Raw genomic sequence first — 18,248 nt, 5'->3', positions numbered from 1 at the left:
CTCCCCAGTGAAGTTTAGGGCGATCATTCACCTACGTGGATGATCGCCCTTTCTGTGTTCAGAATATGTTCAACTCTGCCCTGTATAATCGACGTTAGAATTTTTGGGATATGAGGTGGTTCGTTGTTAATCGGTGTATATTGCAAAAACGACCCTCTGCAGATGCTGCCCGAGAGACGTATCAGCGCGATCGTTGGGGAGGGCTGGAGACAGGGCGTGGACGTATTTTTCTTTGACGCGAGCAGCATTGATATGGAGCAGGAAAGCATCAAGGGGAAATTTCAGGTAGGAGATTTCTGGATGGAGAAAAAGGTGTCTCTCCCGGATGTTATTTTGAATGAAGCACCTGATCCGGTTGAGAGCAGACCTGAGAGTGAGAACTGGCTGCGCCGCAGAGTTCCTTTTACGACATTTCTGATCCACGGCAAGTACGAGATTCAGCAGAAACTGGAGACTCACTTCCAAGAACATATGGTGCCAACCGAGCGGCTGCTTGATCTAAACGAGCTGCTGGCATTTTTGGATGAATATAACGAGATTATAGTGAAGCCTAATCAGGGCCATAGAGGTAATTCCATTTTTACTGTGAAGAAAGAGGATCAGAATTACATATGCCGTCAGCATGCTACAGAGCGTCAGCTGAACTATTCTGCTCTGGAGAAGCATGTGCAGGATGTTCTGGCGCAAGGTCCAAGTATTATGCAACCTTATGTTCCTTTAATGAATGAAATGCAGGAGGTTGTGGACTTCCGAGTACATATTCAGCGCAATGGTACAGGAGGGTGGGTGCCAACCAAGGTGTACCCAAGAATTGGGGCTCCGAATTCCGTCATTAGTAATTTAAGCAAAGGCGGCCGTACCGGTGATACAAGAAATGTGCTGCAGCAGCTGCTCTTGGACGAGGCTGATCTGAAGATTCGGGAAATGGAACAGCTGTCGATTCGAATGGCAGAGCAAATCAATTGTTCGTATCCCTTTCTGATTGATGAGCTTGGCATGGATTTTATCGTGAAACCTGATGGTAAGTTATTGTTTTTGGAAGCGAATATAAGTCCTCAAACGAGGTTTCATGAACGAGAGCGCGCTGCAAATATGATTGAATATGCTCAATATGTGGCCAGCGCAGGACGCATGGTGCCGAGTCCCGTTGTGGCCATGCTGACAGCTGACCCTGCCGACAAACCGCTCGCAGCTGCCTGTGCTTACGCTGCGAAGTGGAATGATGCAGAGTTCTATTATTTTGGTCCAACAGCCGTGCACGCGGAATGGCGGTTTATTAAAGGATACGTCTACCAGAATGGAGAGTGGGAAGCAAGGTACTGTCCTTTTCCGAATGTGGTTTACGACCGGCTGAAGGAGCGTGGGGATGCGAATTTTGGTAACGTCTATGCTGCCTTGAGACATGTACCTTTCACGGATGAACGAAAAGGAGGATCCTTTAGCAAGAAAAACATATATGAAATGATACAAATGGATCCGGAGCTATTGGAGCATCTTACTCCTTATCAAGCGGTGAAACATAGCGACGAAGTTTTGGATTTTATAGACAGGCACGGTACCTCTGTCATCAAGCCCTCTTTAGGCTCGTTTGGCGAAGACATACTCATTGTTCAGAGGGAAGAAGGTGGTTACACCGTTAAGGATCACGTGCATAACCGCCTAATGAGTGAGAAGGACTTTACCGAATTGATCACGATGATCGCAGCTAAGAACAGTCATCTTATTCAAAAGTTTATCCGAAGTGAAACGCAGAATGGCCTGCCTTTCCATCTAAGGCTTCATCTTGTTCGTAACGGAGAAGGAGCATGGTCATTCCTATCCGCAAGTCCCTTTTTGTCCACGCAAAGTGATCATAAGGTGGTCAATCATCCGGGATCACTGCGTGCGTTTACGACCTGGGACTGGCTCTCTAGGCATGAGTATCCCGATAAGCAAGAAGCGATGTTTGCCACACTCCAACAGCTCGGATTGAGAATCGCCAATTCTATTTCCGCCAATATATCGGAACGAATATGTGAATTAGGAATCGATGTAGGTATCGACCCGTTATGCAAAGTATGGTTATTTGAAGCGAATATGAACAAAATTGGATCAACACATAGAGAGTTTGAAGTTGCGCAGAATATAGTACCATTTGCCCTTTCTTTGCAATGAATTCCAATCTGAATCCAGTTCAATACGTACCCGACAACCTTAGGAGCATGATCAATACATTTGTCTTCTCCAAGACAAAAAGCCGTCCCCCAAATCAAATGACTTTGGAGACGGCTTCTTATTGTTTGTTAGGCCACAAGGGAGCTTAAGCTTATAAACTCAACTAATGACCCGATGCGAATCTTATCTTAGTGTTTAACTGCTTCGCCAGCAAACACTTCAACGTTCATCGGTGCAGCCATGAATGCTGCTGCTTGTTGAACAAATCCTTGGAAATGAGCGCTTGTGTTGTGAGCTGCTGTAGCGGCTTCGTCTTTCCACAATTCGATCATGACATACTGATGTTCTTGCTCAGTACTTTTGTTCAGAGTGTAGCTGATGTTGCCTTCTTCATTGCGAGTTGCTGCAACGAGTTCTTTGGCTGCTGCGAGGAATGCTTGCTCTTGATCCGGTTTAATGGACAGGTGTGCGTGAATGATAATCATGTGTGTTTACCTCCGTAATGTATATAAATTGTTTGATTGTTGCCAATAGTTAATGGTGACGCAGTTCAATGAAAAGTGTGATACATCAATTATGCCCAAGTTGTAATCGTATCAACTGGCAGACGGTAGGATGGATGACCCTCTTTGGCTGATTTACCCATGGAGATCAGCATAACCGGTTGATAGCGTTCTTTGTCCATACCGAACGCTTCAGCGATTTGATCTTTTTCGTAACCGCCAATAGGGTTTGTATCATAACCGTGAGCACGGGCAACCAGCATCAATTGCATGGAAACCAGACCTGCATCAATCAGGTTGACATCGCGAAGAGCGGATTCTGGCATAACCTTGTAATAAGGCATTACTTTAGCCAACTGCATATCTTTTACTTCTTGTGGCATATAACCAAGCTCTACCGCTTTGCCGAAGATTTCTTCCATATATTCGATGTTGTTCATGTCAACAAATACACCGATAACTGCAGAAGAAGTCAACACCTGATTTTGATTGAATCTGGCAAGAGGAGCAAGCTTCTCTTTACCTTCAGCGGTGTCCACAACCAGGAAGCGCCAAGGCTGCAGGTTGATGGAGGATGGGGCACGAGAAGCTTCTGCCAGAATTTCGGTCATCTCTTCACGGCTGATTTTTACCTCTGGATCATAAAGTTTAACGGAACGACGGCCGTAAGTGATCTCGTTAAAATCGTTCGTTTTTTGAAATGTACTTTGAAAGCTACTCATTCAGTGGATCTCTCCTCTATATAAGGTATCAAAAATTGTTCTGCATGCGTTCCAGATAACTTGCAAGATCCTGGATTTCATCTTCACTGAAATCATGTAGAATCTGATGAATAAAATTTTTCTTCTCTACTTTGTAACCCTCAATATGTTTCCGGCCATCATCGGTCAGACGAACAAAGGTAACCCGGTTGTCTTCCGGATTTTTGCGTCTGGTCACCATGCCGTCCGCTTCGAGCTGTTTCAAATGGCGGGTGATGGCAGCACTGTCGATATTGATGATTTTTTGCAGCATCGATTGGTTAATCTCGTCGACCTGATCCAATTCATACAGAATCTCAAAGCGAGATGAACTGATTCCTGTGCACCGCTCGAACTTCGGGCTAACTTTGTTGCCAAGGGCATTAAGCAGATTGATAATCTGCTCTTCCTTTGAAACGATACGTGTCATGACTAGACCTCCCGGGTGAATCTGGACATGAACAACGGCTTATGTTCACACAATCCGATTGCGGCCTTTTAAGTGCGAAGCCAGTGTTGATGAAAATAGTGGATGCCTCAACAATTGACATGTCAATCATTGACCGCTCAATTAATATATCATGCCTCTTTTTGTTTTGCAACCCAAAATAATATGAAAAAATATGCACATCAATCGGATCCTTCGTAATCACGCTATGCAGTAGGATGTCCTGTTATAGCCATAAATATTGAGATTATATTTAAGTCAAAATGGCTATCAACTATAAAATGAAGTAGAAAAGGGCTATATTTTACAAAGACAGCTGTTATCCTATATACTTCAAGCTATTGATCAATTAATTACTACAGTTAGAGGTGAACAACATGGCCAAAGATACAACGGCTTCAGTTAATCGGCGGAACGACATTATTTCAGCGGCAATTGATGTATTTGCAGAAATCGGATACTACCGTTCAACGACAGCACAAGTTGCTGAGAGAGCGCAGATTTCGCAGCCTTATATTTTTCGTTTTTTCAAAACGAAGGAAGCCCTGCTGCTATCTGCACTGGAAGTATCATGGACGCGAGTCATTGATTCATTTCGACAGGTTGTAGAGACAGCAGCATCGGATCAACTGGAGCGCGAATTGATAGACGCATACGAGAAAATTCTGGAATCGCACCAAAGTGAAATCCTGCTTCAGATGCAAGCTCAGACCATTCAGGAGGATGTGATTCGTCAGGCGATGCAGAAAGGGTTTAGTGAAGTGAGAACCATGGTTCTGAATGCTTTTAGCCATGCCGGCATTGCCGAAGCGAAGCAAAGAACGTTGGTTTTCCTGGCGATTGGCATGTTATGCAATGTCTCGATAGCACTGGATATGCCTGAGCTCAAAGAAAGATAGGAAGGGTAAATGCCCTTTTTCAAAATTAGTTATTGATCAATCACTAAGTATGCGTTATATTGTGTTCAGGAGTTGTAAGTAATTGATCAATAACTAAATGAAATGAGAGGATGTATGGAGATGAAAAAGGCAATTGTTATTGGTGCAACAGGCGGAACGGGTGCTGCCATTACACAGGAATTGATTAAGCGGGGGATCGCAACGGTTGCCTATGGACGTTCACGGCACAAATTGGAACAGCTTGCTGCTAAGCTGGGTTTCCCGGGTCATCTTCAGCTCGCTGTGGGTGATGCATTTAACCCGAATGAAATAGTCGCTGCTTCCCAGAATGCAGATGTGATGTTCCACTGTGCCAACGTGCCTTACCATGAGATGGAGAGCAGACTCCTACCACTGGGTGAATCCGTTATGAAGGCAGCTGAACAGCTGAGTCTGAAAGTGGTGGTCATTGATGGGATCTACCCCTACGGGAGAAGGCAAATGAACGAAGTAACGGAAGAACATCCGAAGCAGCCGCATACCCGCAAAGGGAAAACAAGACTTGCCTACGAGCAGATGTTATTCAGCAGCAGGTGGTCCAGAGCGCAGGTCATGATTGTACGTTTGCCTGATTATTATGGTCCGACCGCGAATGAAGCCTCTTATCTGGGTTCAACACTTGAATCCATCGCCAAGGGAAAAATGGCTTTTTTCATCGGTAATATGGAAACACCACGGGAATACATCTACCTGCCTGATGCAGCGGTAATGGTAGTGGAACTGGCAAGCAGGGAGAACACATACAATCAGAACTGGAATATACCCGGTGCTGGCATTATTGCAGGCAAAGAGATCGTTAGGATCGCACAGAGGGCGGCGGGTGTAACGAAACCAGTCATGGCACTTGGGAAAATAGGACTGTCCCTGATTGGGCTGGGGGTGCCGGTCATGAAGGAAGTCGTAGAGATGTTATACTTAACCAAGGAGCCTCTCGTTTTCAGCAGGCAGAAGTATGAACGCAGCATTGGTCCTGTGCAGGCGACGCCTTTCGCAGAAGGAATTGCTGAAACCATTGCACAGCTTCAGAAAATGTAAATTATATTTTCGATGTTTAGTTATTGATTAATCACTAACAAATCAAATAAATGAATACTGCTTATGAATGACAGACAGATCCGGAAGCATTACCCGGGTCTTTTTTATATTTGTACGCCTTGGTCATAACGATGACATCCAACTTTCAGTAACGGACAACATTTATCTGAGGGCGCATTTCGTAACGGTCAACAAGCATGTTAGCTATTTTTAGATTGGGTGACAATAAAGCTTCCGTCATATTCAAAAAAGTAAAGGCAACCCATATACTAACGCTAATATAATGTCGTAGATGCAGTGATGTAACTGAAAAAAGAGTTAAATATGACATAAACTTAACGTTAGGCTGAGAGTGTATCGAAATCGATTAATGTACCTTGAAAGGGTTGGGATCATGAGCCTGGAAGCTTTGAATCAACGAGTAAAAGAAGATCTCGCATATTTGGCCTATGGCGGTGCAAACTGGGTGCGTTCAACGGAACATGCGGAGGGTCATGTATATGACGTGATTATTGTAGGAGGAGGACAGAGCGGCCTTGGAGCAGCTTTTGGCCTGCTGCGTGAGCGGATTTCTAACATTTTGGTTATTGATGAAAATAAAGCCGGACTGGAAGGCCCGTGGGAAACATATGCCCGTATGACAACTCTACGTACCCCTAAACATCTGACGTCCATTGATCTTGGTATTCCATCGCTAACCTTTCGTTCCTGGTGGGAGGCTCAGTTTGGACTGGAAGGCTGGGAAGCGGTGGACAAGATTCCACGCGGGGATTGGATGAATTATTTGCGGTGGTATCGGGACGTGCTGAATCTGCCTGTGATCAATGAAGTAAAGCTAAAATTGATCGAACCCGCATCTGAGGGGCTTCACCGACTTCATGTGGAGGGTTCCAGTATCGATTGCGGCACGCTGCTGGCGCGAAAGGTCGTGCTGGCTACCGGCATACAGGGAGGGGGAGAATGGCACGTACCTCCCTTGATTGCAGAACGACTGCCGAGAGAACTGTATGCTCATACATCTGAGGCTATTGATTTTGAACGGTTGCGCGGCAAAAGAATTGCCGTATTAGGGGGAGGAGCTTCCGCTTTTGATAATGCAAGTTTTGCGCTTGCTGCAGGAGTTGCTGAAGCACATGTGTTTGTGCGGCGAGCACAACTTCCAAGTGTCAATCCCATACGCCAGATGGAGCAATCCGGGATGATTGAACGTTTTCATGCATTAGGGGCAGCTGATAAATACGCGGTAATTTCACACTTTTTTCAATATAATCAACCTCCAACCAATGATACCTTCAACCGGGCAGCAGCCTGGCCGGGCTTTGAACTGCATTTGAATTCACCTTGGCTCGGTGTGGAAGCAAACGAGGATGGAGCCGTAGTGACGACAGCCAAGGGGAAATTTGCTTTTGATTTTCTGGTGATTAGTACGGGGCTGCTAAGTGATCCCGCATTGCGGCCGGAACTTAAACTGGTGGAAAGTCATATTGCTCGTTGGGCGGATTGTTATGAAGCGCCGGCTGAGCAGCGCAATGAGCTGCTGGATGCACATCCCTTCCTTACTTCCGGATTTGCGATGACGAGCCGAAGTGAAGCAGGCGAGTCACAACTGCACGGGCTGTTTGTCTTCAATTACTCTGCCCTTGCAAGCTGTGGTCTGTCCGCTTCTGCCATCTCGGGTACCAAAAGCGCAGTTCCCAAACTGGTGTCAGCCATAGCGGACCAGCTGTTTTTGGATGATCGGGAGACGATTTTACAGCAATTTTTTGATTACGATGAGCGGGAGTTCACAGCATCCTGGGTAAAAAGCAGCGTTCCCAGCTGAACCAACCTTATTGTAGCCACATTACCAACCGCACAGTGAGTTTCTGCTGTGCGGTTTGTTTATTTTACTGGAGAACTTACACTCTGCATGGTTTTGTTGTAAAATGTCGAATGGAACATGTAAAGGGCAGGTGTACGTTGATGAAAGAAATGACCTACGAACAGTTTAGAGCTCATGTGAAGAAAGCTTCACGTAAGCGGGGTGTACCCATAATCAAGATAGTTGCGTTTCAGGAGAAATACATGAAGATCGAAGATATTCAGTTCTTCGATGTCGAGCAAAATTATATGAGTGTACAGGCTTGTAATACACTTTGGATGAATCTGGAGAACAAGTCTTTTCGAAATATGGTATCTCATCCTCTGCAGTTTTATAAGGATATGGAGGATCTGGGAAGACAATCGTTTGAGAATATGATTAAGGAATTGTATGATACGGCAGTTCCACTCTGGTTGGAATATGACCCCAATGACTATTATACCTCTGAACAGCTCGCTGAGATTCTGGCTACCGATGAGCAGAAGCTGATTGAACAGCTCGAAATGGGGCGTTTCAAGGGTGCGTTTATAAATGAAGAAGGGAAATGGCTTAAACCCAAACCGGGAATAAACCAGTAATGCCTGAGATGATCCTGCATGCGATGAACGGCTTTGCAGGATTTTTTGAATGTAAATAGGCAAGGGATAGACCTGCTGAGATACAGGGACACAGATATAGGATTTTAGTATTGGATGATTGTGAACGTTTTAGTTAATATTATGGGAGATAATGGAGTGCAAAAGTCGAAAGATGCAAGTTTCTGAAGGTTTATAAATCATTTTGAACGAAAATGATTGTTTTTTGCGGAATTTATGTTACTATAGAAGCAGTTGGAGGAATGAAGATGCTGACTGAAGAACGATATGCTGCAATTATAGAGCGCTTACATCAACAAGGGATAGTTAAATTACAGGAACTTGTCGACGTGCTTGGTGCTTCCGAATCAACGATAAGACGCGATTTAATTGACTTGGAGAGCCGTCAGATGCTGAAACGCATCCATGGCGGGGCAGCACTGATGAATGAAAAGACGCTCGAGCCAGGCATGGAAGAGAAAACATCCAAAAACATTCAACAAAAAGTGTCGATTGCTCGTTTGGCTGCACTGGAGATCGAAAATGGCGATTGTATCTATCTGGATGCAGGTACGACGACGCTGGCCATGATTCCCTATATTGAAGCCAAGGACGTAACCGTGGTGACCAACGGTCTATCCCATGTGGAAGCACTCGTTAGCAAGCGGATTCGAAGTTATTTGCTTGGTGGCATGATGAAAATCCATACCAAAGCCGTCATCGGAAGTATTGCATTACAAAATATGGACAACTTTCGTTTTGATAAATGTTTTCTTGGAACCAACGGTGTGGATCCCGAGATGGGGTATACGACTCCGGACCCGGAGGAAGCCTTGATTAAGAGAAGGGCGCATCAATTGTCCGGGAAATCTTACGTGCTGGCAGATTCCAGCAAGATCGGTGAAATTACGTTTGCCAAGTTGTTTGAGCTGGAGGAGGCAGATCTGATTACCGAGCAGATGCCAGATCACTGGCGAGCCGTAATAGAGCAGAAAACTAAAATAATTGAGGGATAACAATGATATATACGATAACACTTAATCCTTCCATTGATTACATCGTGGAAGTGGATGACCTGAAGCTCGGCGGATTGAATCGCATGAATCGGGATTTGAAGCTTCCAGGTGGTAAAGGCATCAATGTATCACGTGTGCTGAATCAGCTGGGAGCAGGTAACACGGCGATTGGATTCCTTGGTGGATTCACAGGTCGTTTCATTAATGACAAGTTGCAGGAAGATCAGATACAGACTGATTTTGTTATGATTGCGGATGATACGCGGATCAATATCAAGTTGAAGCATGGAGACGAGACAGAGATTAACGGTCTTGGCCCAGCCATTTGTGAAGAAGAAGCAGCACAACTGCTGCAGAAACTATCCTCGCTGCAAACGGGAGATATCGTCGTTCTATCGGGAAGCATTCCGCCATCCCTGGGAACTGATTTTTATGATCGTCTCATTCAGGTCTGCAAGCAGACGGGTGCAGAGTTTGTCATTGATACCACTGGACCGGCATTAATGGAAGCACTGGTGCATAAGCCATTGCTGGTGAAGCCGAATCATCACGAGCTCGCTGAACTTTTCGGGGTTAATATTGAAACTCGGGAAGAGCTGGTCTTGTACGGTCGCAAGCTTCTGGAAGCAGGGGCCAAGCAAGTATTAATCTCCATGGCCGGAGATGGAGCCCTGTTGATTACGGGATCAGATGTGTACCACGCAAGTGTGCCAAAAGGAATGGTGAAAAATTCGGTTGGGGCTGGAGATTCCATGATCGGAGGATTCGTAGGCACTTATGTATTAAATGGTGACATCCTTGAAGCCTTCCGTACGGGAGTCGCTTCCGGTAGTGCAACGGCTTTCTCGGATGATCTTGCTACACGCGAATTCATTGAAGAGCTTCGAGGCGAGGTTACCATCACCAAATTGTAGATCGACATTTCAAAGCCAAGCCAATTGTAATTTATAAATTCGGCCTGACAAGCGCAGGCCGACTGAACTCAAGGGGAGTGTAACAGATGAGAATAACAGACCTGATGATCCAGGAAACGATGATCATGGACCTGCAAGCCACAACCAAAGATGAAGCAATTGATGAACTCATTGCAAGTCTGAACAAAAGTGGACGCATTAATGATCCAGTTCTGTTTAAGGAAATGATCTATAAAAGGGAAGCAGAATCCAGCACAGGAATTGGCGGCGGTATTGCCATGCCCCATGCGAAGACATCTGCAGTGAATGAACCAACCGTAGTATTTGCAAAAAGCAAAAATGGATTGGATTTTGCAGCGCTTGATGACGAGCCGGCTCATATCTTTTTCATGATTGCTGCTCCTGAAGGTGCAGGTAATACCCATCTTCGCACACTCGCGGCTCTTTCCAGGTTGCTGATTGATAGCGATTTCATTGCTCAGCTGATGAGTACGAATACGCCTGCAGAAGTAAGTGCATTATTTGATGCGAAGCAGGAGGAAGCAGCGGAGAAAGAAGCTGCCAAGGAAAAAGCGAAAGCCGAAAAGGCTGCAAAAGCCGCAAGCGAAGCGGGTTCTGCACCGCAGCAAACTCCTGGCATCATTGTAGGTAATGAGAATTCCGAAGATTTCGTCGTAGCTGTTACAGCATGTCCAACGGGAATTGCACATACCTTCATGGCTGAGGATGCACTCAAGAAGAAAGCTCAGGAAATGGGCATTAATATCCGTGTAGAAACCAATGGTTCCGAGGGAGCCCAGAACGTTTTGACCGCAGATGAGATTGCTCGTGCCAAAGGGGTTATCGTCGCGGCAGATAAAAATGTGGAGATGGCCCGATTTGACGGCAAGCCGGTACTGCAAAGACCGGTAAGCGACGGAATTCGTAAGTCTGAAGAGCTGATTCGCAAAGCGGTGAATGGAGATGCTCCGATCTATCGCAGCGAAGGCGGCAGCAATGTGAAGGAAGACGGAGCGAGTGCGAACAAAATGAGCGTAGGTAGCAAGATCTACAAGGATCTGATGAACGGGATCTCACACATGCTTCCGTTTGTCGTGGGTGGAGGAATCCTCCTTGCTATTTCGTTCCTGATCGAACAGCTTGCGGGCGAGGATAATCCTCTCTTCCAGCTGCTGCAGACGATCGGCGGCGGAACGGGTGCATTCCACTTCCTCATTCCGGTACTGGCCGGATTTATCGCAATGAGTATTGGTGACCGTCCAGCCCTGATGCCGGGTATGGTTGGTGGATTGATGGCCGTGAACTCCAATGCCGGTTTCCTTGGCGGACTTGCAGCCGGTTTCCTTGCTGGTTATGTTGTTATCGGTTTGCGTAAGCTGCTCAGAGGCTTACCTAAAGCCATTGACGGTCTGAAACCCATTCTGCTGTATCCTGTACTCGGACTGCTCATTGTTGGTGCAATCAGTTACTATGTCTTCGATCCGATCTTTGGCTCGCTTAACACATGGCTTGTAGATGCACTTGGAAATCTCGGAACAGGAAATGCGGTATTGCTTGGATTGCTTCTTGGCGGTATGATGTCCATTGATATGGGTGGACCGTTCAACAAAGCAGCTTATACATTTGCCATTGGTGTATTCACATCAAGCGGCAACACGGACGGTGCCTGGATGGCCGCCGTAATGGCAGGCGGGATGGTGCCACCTCTGGCCATCGCTCTGGCTTCCACGTTCTTTAAGTCCAAATTCACGGAACAAGAACGCAAATCCGGCTTAACGAACTATGTACTCGGATTATCCTTCATTACGGAAGGTGCCATTCCATTCGCTGCGGCAGATCCGCTGCGTGTACTGACATCCTGTATTATTGGTTCGGCCGTTGCAGGCGGACTGACACAGCTCTGGAGCATTAACGTACCGGCTCCGCACGGAGGGATTTTCGTAGCAGCACTGGCTAACCATGCTCTGCTGTTCCTGCTCGCCGTTGCGATTGGTGCAGTAATCTCGGGTCTGATATTGGGATTGTGGAAAAAGTCACCAACGGTTGTAAAATAAGCAGTGTTCTAATGTAACAATACCAAGGCATTTCCTGAGTGGCTTCATTCAGGGAATGCTTTTTATTTTCGCTTGGCCCTGATCTGTGCTAAAATAGTTACAATAATTTAACTTTTGAAACGATGTTTCATCTATCGGAACATTAGGCAAGGAGGAAGCAGTATGACTCATGACGGAATGAAAGGACAAGTGCAGCAGCAATTCGGCAAAAATGCCGAGAAGTATGTGACCAGTCCCCTGCATGCCAAGGGCAAGGATCTTGATGTGCTGGTGGCTTCATCTGGGGCAAGTCCTGATATGCATGTACTTGATATAGCAACGGGAGGAGGGCATGTTGCGTGTGCGCTGGCCCCTCTTGTTAAGCAGGTAACAGCTTTGGATTTGACAGAGCAGATGCTCCAGGTGGCTGAACGCTTTATTAGGGAGAGCGGTCATCAGAACGTGAATTTTGTACCGGGAGATGCTGAGCATTTACCCTTCGAAGATGATGTCTTCGATATCGTCACCTGCCGGATCGCTGCGCACCATTTTCCCGATGTTTTTTCTTTTCTAACGGAGGCGTTCCGGGTAACGAAACCAGGCGGAAGACTGCTGCTGATAGACAACGTGGCACCGGAGCGTGATGAATATGATCAATTCTACAATGAAGTAGAGAAGCGTCGCGATCCCAGTCATGTTCGTGCATGGCGCAAGTCGGAGTGGATTCGAATGATGGAAGTGGCGGAATATCGCGTGGAAGCGATGGTTTCCTTCGAGAAAACCTTCCTCTTTGAAGATTGGTGCAAGCGTGCCGGACTGCCGGAAGCAGATGGACGGGAACTTGAAGCAAGCATGCTATGTGCACCTTCGGTCATTAAAAAGTTCTTCCGGTTCGAAGAGGCAGTACCGAATAAGCTGTCAAGCTTCGGGGGAGAGAGTGTACTTATTCAGGCTTCAAAAGCGAGATAGTTCAAGAGATGCAACAAGGGTACCCATTTTCATCCAGTCTGGCCTATGAATAACAACACAAAAGGCAGATGACCTGTACAAGGGCATCTGCCTTATTACTGTGCCATTCTCCTACATTAAGGTTTCAGCACAACTTTGGTACATTCGTCTTCATGATCGTTGAAGATCCGATACGCCTCACTGGCATTTTCCAGCGCAATGCGATGGGAGACAATCTCGGTCGGATCGAATTCACCTGCTGTAATCTTGCGGAACAATTCCGGCATATAGTGGATGACAGGAGCCTGTCCCATTTTAAGATTGATGTTGCGTTCAAACATACTGCCCAGTGGGAACATGTTGTAGGACGAACCGTACACACCTGTAAGTTGGAATGTACCGAATTTGCGTACGGCTTTCATACCAATTTCAATGGCACTCAGCGCACCACCGTGTAGTTTCAGCTTCTGTCCGATTTCCTCCAACGTGGATTTTTTGCCGTCCATGCCCACACAGTCGATGACCACGTCGGTACCGCCACCCGTGATCTCGCGGATATGTGCGCCCATATCATCATAATTTTCAAAATTGAAGGTTTCCACATCATTCATGCGCTTAGCTTTGTCAAGGCGATACGGAAGGCGGTCAACAGCGATAACCCGCTTCGCGCCTTTCATCCAGGCGAACTTCTGGGTCATCAGGCCAATGGGCCCACTGCCCAGTACGGTTACCGTATCTCCAGGTTTAACACCGGCATTTTCGACACTCCAGTAGGCGGTAGGAAGAACATCGGATAGAAACAGCAAGGCTTCGTCTTCCAGTTCACAGGATTCCGGAATCACAAACGGCATGAAATTTCCGTAAGGCACACGCAGGAATTCCGCCTGACCACCAGGGTGATTGCCATACCGTTCCGTAAATCCGAAATAACCACCGGTGTGAATATCCGGATTACCGTTGGAATTGTCACATTGGCTTTCCATGTCGTGATTGCAATAGAAGCATTCGCCACAAGAAATGTTAAAAGGCAGGACCACACGGTCCCCCTTTTTTACGCGTGTCACTTCAGGACCGACTTCCTCCACGATCCCCATCGGTTCATGACCGATGACATAATCCTTTTCAGCGGGTAATGCTCCCTGATAAATATGAAGATCTGATCCACATATGGCAGTAGAAGTAATACGAACGATAATGTCATCCTTTTGTTGCAGTCTTGGATCTTCAACCTGCTTTACCTGAATATCCTTGGTCCCTTGAAAAGTAACGGCTCTCATCATCATATTCCTCCTATCGTATAGTAGTTCTCTGAGAATTACCCCGTTTGAGACCATTTGATAGAGGTACATATGAAATTAAACGACAGGCCATTTTACTTTGCGCAGGGCATCCAGCAGCTCCGTTGGCGCGTTCAGATTGTCGCGGACAAGCTCACGAGGTGTAAGTGCCATCCATTGGTTCAATGAGATATCTTCGAAACGGTCACTTCGGAAGATCTCCAAAAACCATAAGGTATCGCTGCCCGTGTTTTGAACATAGTGTCCCATGGCCACAGGAACATACCCTACATCTCCGGCTCTGTAATTGAATGTGCGTGCCGTACCATTGCCGCCGAACACCGTCATTCTTCCTTGTCCCGTGAGATAATACTGCCATTCATCCGCATTCGGATGCCAGTGTAATTCACGCATGCCACCAGGCTTAATCTCGACCAGCGCAGCAGCAACGGTTGTAGAGATAGGGAAGTTGGTGGAATCCACGATGCGTACACTTCCTCCCGGCGTTATAAGCGGCTCCTGAGCCAGCAAGCGGTGTTTGAATGAAAAGGGGACTGTACCATAGGGGGAAGGAATCTCCTGACTCGCGAGTGAACCTGGAACCTGATCCTGAAAAATATAAACCTGATCTGTCGGCCTGGACTGAAATGCAGATTCGGGTACTCCGAAATTGACAGACAATACCTCTGCAGGGGTGTGCGCGAACCAGTCTGAAATGGATAACGTATTGAGATCGGAGAAGGAACCGTCATCAAAAACAAGCAGAAATTCACAGCCCTCTTCGAGTCCTTGAATGGAATGGGGCAGACCTTTGGGAAAGAACCACAGATCTCCTGGTCCGACATCAGCGATAAAATTCCGGCCCACCTGATCCACGGATGTGATTCTTGCCGTTCCCCAGATCATATAAGCCCACTCGGATTGCTGGTGCCAGTGGAGTTCCCGTACACCGCCTGGAGTCAAACTCATGTTGACCCCAGCCAGAGTCGTGGCAATGGGCAGATCGCGTACTGTAATCTCGCGTGACCATCCGCCATGGTTTAACTGCATATGTGTATCGGAAAAGGACATTTTCAGATTGGGGAGCAGCCCTGCATCCGTTGCAGGTGGAACCAGCATATCCGGATTTTCAAGGTCTCTCATGACATCACGTGGACCCAAATCAGGCCCGCCTGCCCCATCTCTTCGGATTGGTTGTGGAACAATGGTTGGTTTACCATTAGTTTGTGATCCTTTTGTCATTCGTTTATCCCTCCAGTTTAGATCATGCCGATGCAGACCTGGTCGTCATTCATACATGTATGAACCAGGGCCTGGATATTATGAAAGACAGGGGGATAGACGGGATCCATGGCTTGACTGTGCAATAGACTCTTGAGACATGAAGGAGGACGCTTCTGGCATGTGCTCGTTTGTGGTTTGAAACATATGGATTGACGTTGGTCGCATTTCATAGTACCCTGATATTGTTTCGTACGAAACAAAATATATACAAGCGGTATACATACTTATTCGGAAATGAGGAAGTTCATATGACAATAGCCGATACGATTCGTTCTCGACGAAGTATCCGCAGCTTTAATACACAACCGGTGTCCACGGACTTAATTGTTGAACTGCTTAATGATGCGGTCTGGGCACCTAATCATGGCATGCGAGAACCATGGCGTTTTATTCTCGCTGAGCGTGCAGAAGCAAAAGAACATGTGGCCAGTCTGATGCTGGAATCGGTGCAAAACATGAAATTGATGAAGTTGATGCCCGGCAAACTGCAGCAGGCGCTGAAAAATAAGATCAGCCGCATGCCTGCGCACCTTATTGTGGTAATGAAGAATGAAAAGGATCACCATAAGCAGGAGGAAGACTATGCGGCTGTAAGCTGCGTTATTCAGAATTTTCAACTACTTGCCTGGGAACAGGGCCTAGGTATGATTTGGTCCACGATGGAATACATTCATTCTCCCATTTTTTGCGAGGGTTTGAGCGTGAAGTCTGATGAGCGAATAGTCGGTGTGCTGCATATGGGATACTTCGACAAAACACCGAAACCCAAGTCGCGCACTTCAGCTGAGCAAAAGCTTACCCTGCTGTAGTCCCGGAACAGGAATTTACTATATATCAAATTAATTTTGATTATATTGTTTCTATTGAAACAAACTTCGGTGTATAATACATGTTATTCAAGCCTAGCTTGCATAATAGACCGAGACTAGAAAAGGTTGGGGAAACTATGGATCAGGAACAGACGGATCTGCGTTACATTTATGGATTGTTTATTAAGCTTTTGCATCAAAAAGAACAAAAGGATGATCAGGAAAATCTATTTTTCATGAATATTATTCGCAACACTCTGTCATCAGACGCAGCTATGAACATGACGGATGTGCATGTGATTGCGTGTATTGGGGAACACGAACCCATTAATCTGACTTCCATAGCTGAACGTATGGAGCTCAGCAAGGGGAACACCTCCAAAGTGGCCCATAAACTGCTGAAGCAAGGATGGCTTCGAAAAACACAGTTAAATGACAACAAAAAAGAGATTTATTTCCGGCTAACATCACCAGGCAAAAAGCTGTTTCATGTTCATGCCGATCTGCACGAAAAGATTGAAAATCAATTCCTCCGTTTTCTGGGCGAATATAACAAAATGGAGCTTGAGTTTTTAAAAAGATTTGTGCTGGATCTGACACGTTTCTATGAGCAGTTGGACACTCGAAGTTTAATGGACGGCCTGGAGGAAGAGTGATTTGACAGGGAACAAAACTGGAATAGAAAGAACCCCGTGGTGACACGGGGAGAATTGTTATTTGCCAAAATACAGTCTTTCCAGTTGTTACTCGCTTTTTTGATTTCCACTTCCTGCAGGGATTGAACATAGAAACTCTTGCTCATAAATTTCATGTACCCGCTTCAAAATGAAGGGACCTTGCTCTTTGAAACGAAGTTCAGTCGGTTTATTTTTAATCAGGAACGTACCTGATTCGTGATTGGTCTGTGAGAATGCAGCTCTATAGAGTAACGAAGCACCGTGACTTGGAGGAGGGAAGAACAGTTTCATGACAGGCTTGATGTAAAAGGGCAAACCGGATTTTTTGCTGCCGCGTAAAGTATTGTTGCCTCCAGGATCTACGCTCAGAAGACGAATGCCATCGGACTTCGCCGCCTCAGCCGCCTCGCGTGTCCATAAGGAGAGGCCAAGCTTCGAGGTGGCATATGGACCAAACAGCTTCTTGAATTCCGTTGGACGTTCCAGAATGTCCAGGTTGAACTGTCGGACCATACTGAATGCACTCGTTGAAGTATTAACAACGGTCTTGAAGGTGCTCCTGCGTATAAGATCATATAACTCCATATAAATGATATAAGGAACGATGGTTTGAAGTTCAAAGTGCATTTCATGCCCTTGGTCAGAATAACGAAGCTCTGCCGCACTGCCCCCTGCGTTATTAAACAGGACATCAATCGTATCCAATTGGAGTTTAATCTGATCGAGCGCGATTTTCAGACTTTCGTAGTTGGTCAGGTTAGCCTGAACCCAATGAAGCTGCCCTGAACGTAATGCACGTTGAATATCGCCGTGCTCTGCCGGAAAAGGGGAACGGTTGAGGCCGATGACCTGCCATCCTTCGGCCAATAACGAGCGGGTCAGTTCGAGGCCAATTCCTGAGGTTGAGCCCGTTATCAGCGCGGTGTGTAGTTTGTTTGGTTTATTCATAGTTACCTCCAGTATGTTGGGAATTACAGAACGAATCTGTATGCTGCGCTCATTCTATAATTTGGAGTCGACTCCAAGTCAAGCGGTT

At 46.3% G+C, this 18,248-nt stretch carries 17 protein-coding genes; 11 read left to right on the top strand and 6 right to left on the bottom strand.

The window, feature by feature from the left end:
- Window positions 1-123: 123 nt before the first annotated feature.
- Window positions 124-2,154, top strand: a complete 2,031-nt coding sequence (locus tag CHH60_RS09400) for a YheC/YheD family protein (protein ID WP_095358985.1) — start codon at window positions 124-126, stop codon at window positions 2,152-2,154.
- A gap of 188 nt (window positions 2,155-2,342) precedes the next feature.
- On the opposite strand, the gene CHH60_RS09395 is transcribed toward CHH60_RS09400, so the two are convergent.
- The 3 genes from CHH60_RS09395 to CHH60_RS09385 form a co-directional block, all read right to left on the bottom strand.
- Window positions 2,343-2,639: a putative quinol monooxygenase gene (locus tag CHH60_RS09395; RefSeq protein WP_095358984.1), complete on the bottom strand. Its 297-nt coding sequence runs from the start codon at window positions 2,637-2,639 to the stop codon at window positions 2,343-2,345.
- An 89-nt stretch (window positions 2,640-2,728) separates the two neighbouring features.
- A complete protein-coding gene (locus tag CHH60_RS09390; protein WP_095358983.1) occupies window positions 2,729-3,379 on the bottom strand; it encodes a nitroreductase family protein in 651 nt (216 codons plus the stop codon).
- Between the two features lie 28 nt (window positions 3,380-3,407).
- Window positions 3,408-3,827 (bottom strand): MarR family winged helix-turn-helix transcriptional regulator, encoded by a 420-nt coding sequence (locus CHH60_RS09385; RefSeq protein ID WP_095358982.1) that lies wholly within the window; start codon window positions 3,825-3,827, stop codon window positions 3,408-3,410.
- Between the two features lie 395 nt (window positions 3,828-4,222).
- On the opposite strand from CHH60_RS09385, the gene CHH60_RS09380 reads away from it, so the two are divergent.
- From CHH60_RS09380 to CHH60_RS09345, 8 genes are all read left to right on the top strand, one after another.
- On the top strand, window positions 4,223-4,744 hold the full coding sequence (locus CHH60_RS09380; RefSeq protein WP_095358981.1) for a TetR/AcrR family transcriptional regulator: 522 nt from the start codon (window positions 4,223-4,225) through the stop codon (window positions 4,742-4,744).
- Window positions 4,745-4,864: 120 nt separating this feature from the next.
- The gene (locus tag CHH60_RS09375; protein WP_176476022.1) at window positions 4,865-5,818 is read left to right on the top strand and encodes an SDR family NAD(P)-dependent oxidoreductase; all 954 of its coding nucleotides are present in this window, start codon (window positions 4,865-4,867) and stop codon (window positions 5,816-5,818) included.
- A gap of 394 nt (window positions 5,819-6,212) precedes the next feature.
- Window positions 6,213-7,640, top strand: coding sequence for an NAD(P)-binding domain-containing protein (locus tag CHH60_RS09370; protein WP_095358979.1), 1,428 nt, complete (start codon window positions 6,213-6,215; stop codon window positions 7,638-7,640).
- Between the two features lie 242 nt (window positions 7,641-7,882).
- A complete protein-coding gene (locus CHH60_RS09365) occupies window positions 7,883-8,257 on the top strand; it encodes a hypothetical protein (RefSeq protein WP_141236946.1) in 375 nt (124 codons plus the stop codon).
- 266 nt (window positions 8,258-8,523) lie between these two features.
- Window positions 8,524-9,270 carry a DeoR/GlpR family DNA-binding transcription regulator gene (locus tag CHH60_RS09360; protein WP_095358977.1) on the top strand — a complete coding sequence of 249 codons (747 nt, stop codon included), beginning with the start codon at window positions 8,524-8,526 and terminating at the stop codon, window positions 9,268-9,270.
- A gap of 2 nt (window positions 9,271-9,272) precedes the next feature.
- On the top strand, window positions 9,273-10,184 hold the full coding sequence (gene pfkB / locus CHH60_RS09355; RefSeq protein ID WP_095358976.1) for a 1-phosphofructokinase: 912 nt from the start codon (window positions 9,273-9,275) through the stop codon (window positions 10,182-10,184).
- 86 nt (window positions 10,185-10,270) lie between these two features.
- Window positions 10,271-12,238 carry a PTS fructose transporter subunit IIABC gene (locus CHH60_RS09350; RefSeq protein WP_095358975.1) on the top strand — a complete coding sequence of 656 codons (1,968 nt, stop codon included), beginning with the start codon at window positions 10,271-10,273 and terminating at the stop codon, window positions 12,236-12,238.
- A 162-nt stretch (window positions 12,239-12,400) separates the two neighbouring features.
- On the top strand, window positions 12,401-13,186 hold the full coding sequence (locus CHH60_RS09345; protein ID WP_095358974.1) for a class I SAM-dependent methyltransferase: 786 nt from the start codon (window positions 12,401-12,403) through the stop codon (window positions 13,184-13,186).
- A 116-nt stretch (window positions 13,187-13,302) separates the two neighbouring features.
- Here CHH60_RS09345 and CHH60_RS09340 read toward each other — a convergent pair whose 3' ends face one another.
- Both CHH60_RS09340 and CHH60_RS09335 read right to left on the bottom strand, forming a co-directional pair.
- Window positions 13,303-14,442, bottom strand: coding sequence for a zinc-dependent alcohol dehydrogenase (locus tag CHH60_RS09340; protein ID WP_095358973.1), 1,140 nt, complete (start codon window positions 14,440-14,442; stop codon window positions 13,303-13,305).
- 78 nt (window positions 14,443-14,520) lie between these two features.
- Window positions 14,521-15,684, bottom strand: a complete 1,164-nt coding sequence (locus CHH60_RS09335; RefSeq protein ID WP_095358972.1) for an oxalate decarboxylase family bicupin — start codon at window positions 15,682-15,684, stop codon at window positions 14,521-14,523.
- A 290-nt stretch (window positions 15,685-15,974) separates the two neighbouring features.
- Between CHH60_RS09335 and CHH60_RS09330 the strand changes: the two genes are divergently transcribed.
- Entirely contained in the window at window positions 15,975-16,535 is a 561-nt protein-coding gene (locus tag CHH60_RS09330) for a nitroreductase family protein (protein ID WP_095359224.1), read from the top strand.
- A 137-nt stretch (window positions 16,536-16,672) separates the two neighbouring features.
- A complete protein-coding gene (locus tag CHH60_RS09325; protein ID WP_095358971.1) occupies window positions 16,673-17,191 on the top strand; it encodes a MarR family transcriptional regulator in 519 nt (172 codons plus the stop codon).
- 87 nt (window positions 17,192-17,278) lie between these two features.
- On the opposite strand, the gene CHH60_RS09320 is transcribed toward CHH60_RS09325, so the two are convergent.
- Window positions 17,279-18,160 (bottom strand): SDR family NAD(P)-dependent oxidoreductase, encoded by an 882-nt coding sequence (locus CHH60_RS09320; RefSeq protein ID WP_095358970.1) that lies wholly within the window; start codon window positions 18,158-18,160, stop codon window positions 17,279-17,281.
- Between the last annotated feature and the right edge of the window lie 88 nt (window positions 18,161-18,248).

Origin of the sequence: Paenibacillus sp. 7523-1 (assembly GCF_002276415.1) — a bacterium.
Lineage (GTDB): Bacteria > Bacillota > Bacilli > Paenibacillales > Paenibacillaceae > Paenibacillus > Paenibacillus illinoisensis_A.
Note: the sequence above shows the minus strand (reverse complement) of the source record. Positions and strands in the feature narration are given on the sequence as shown.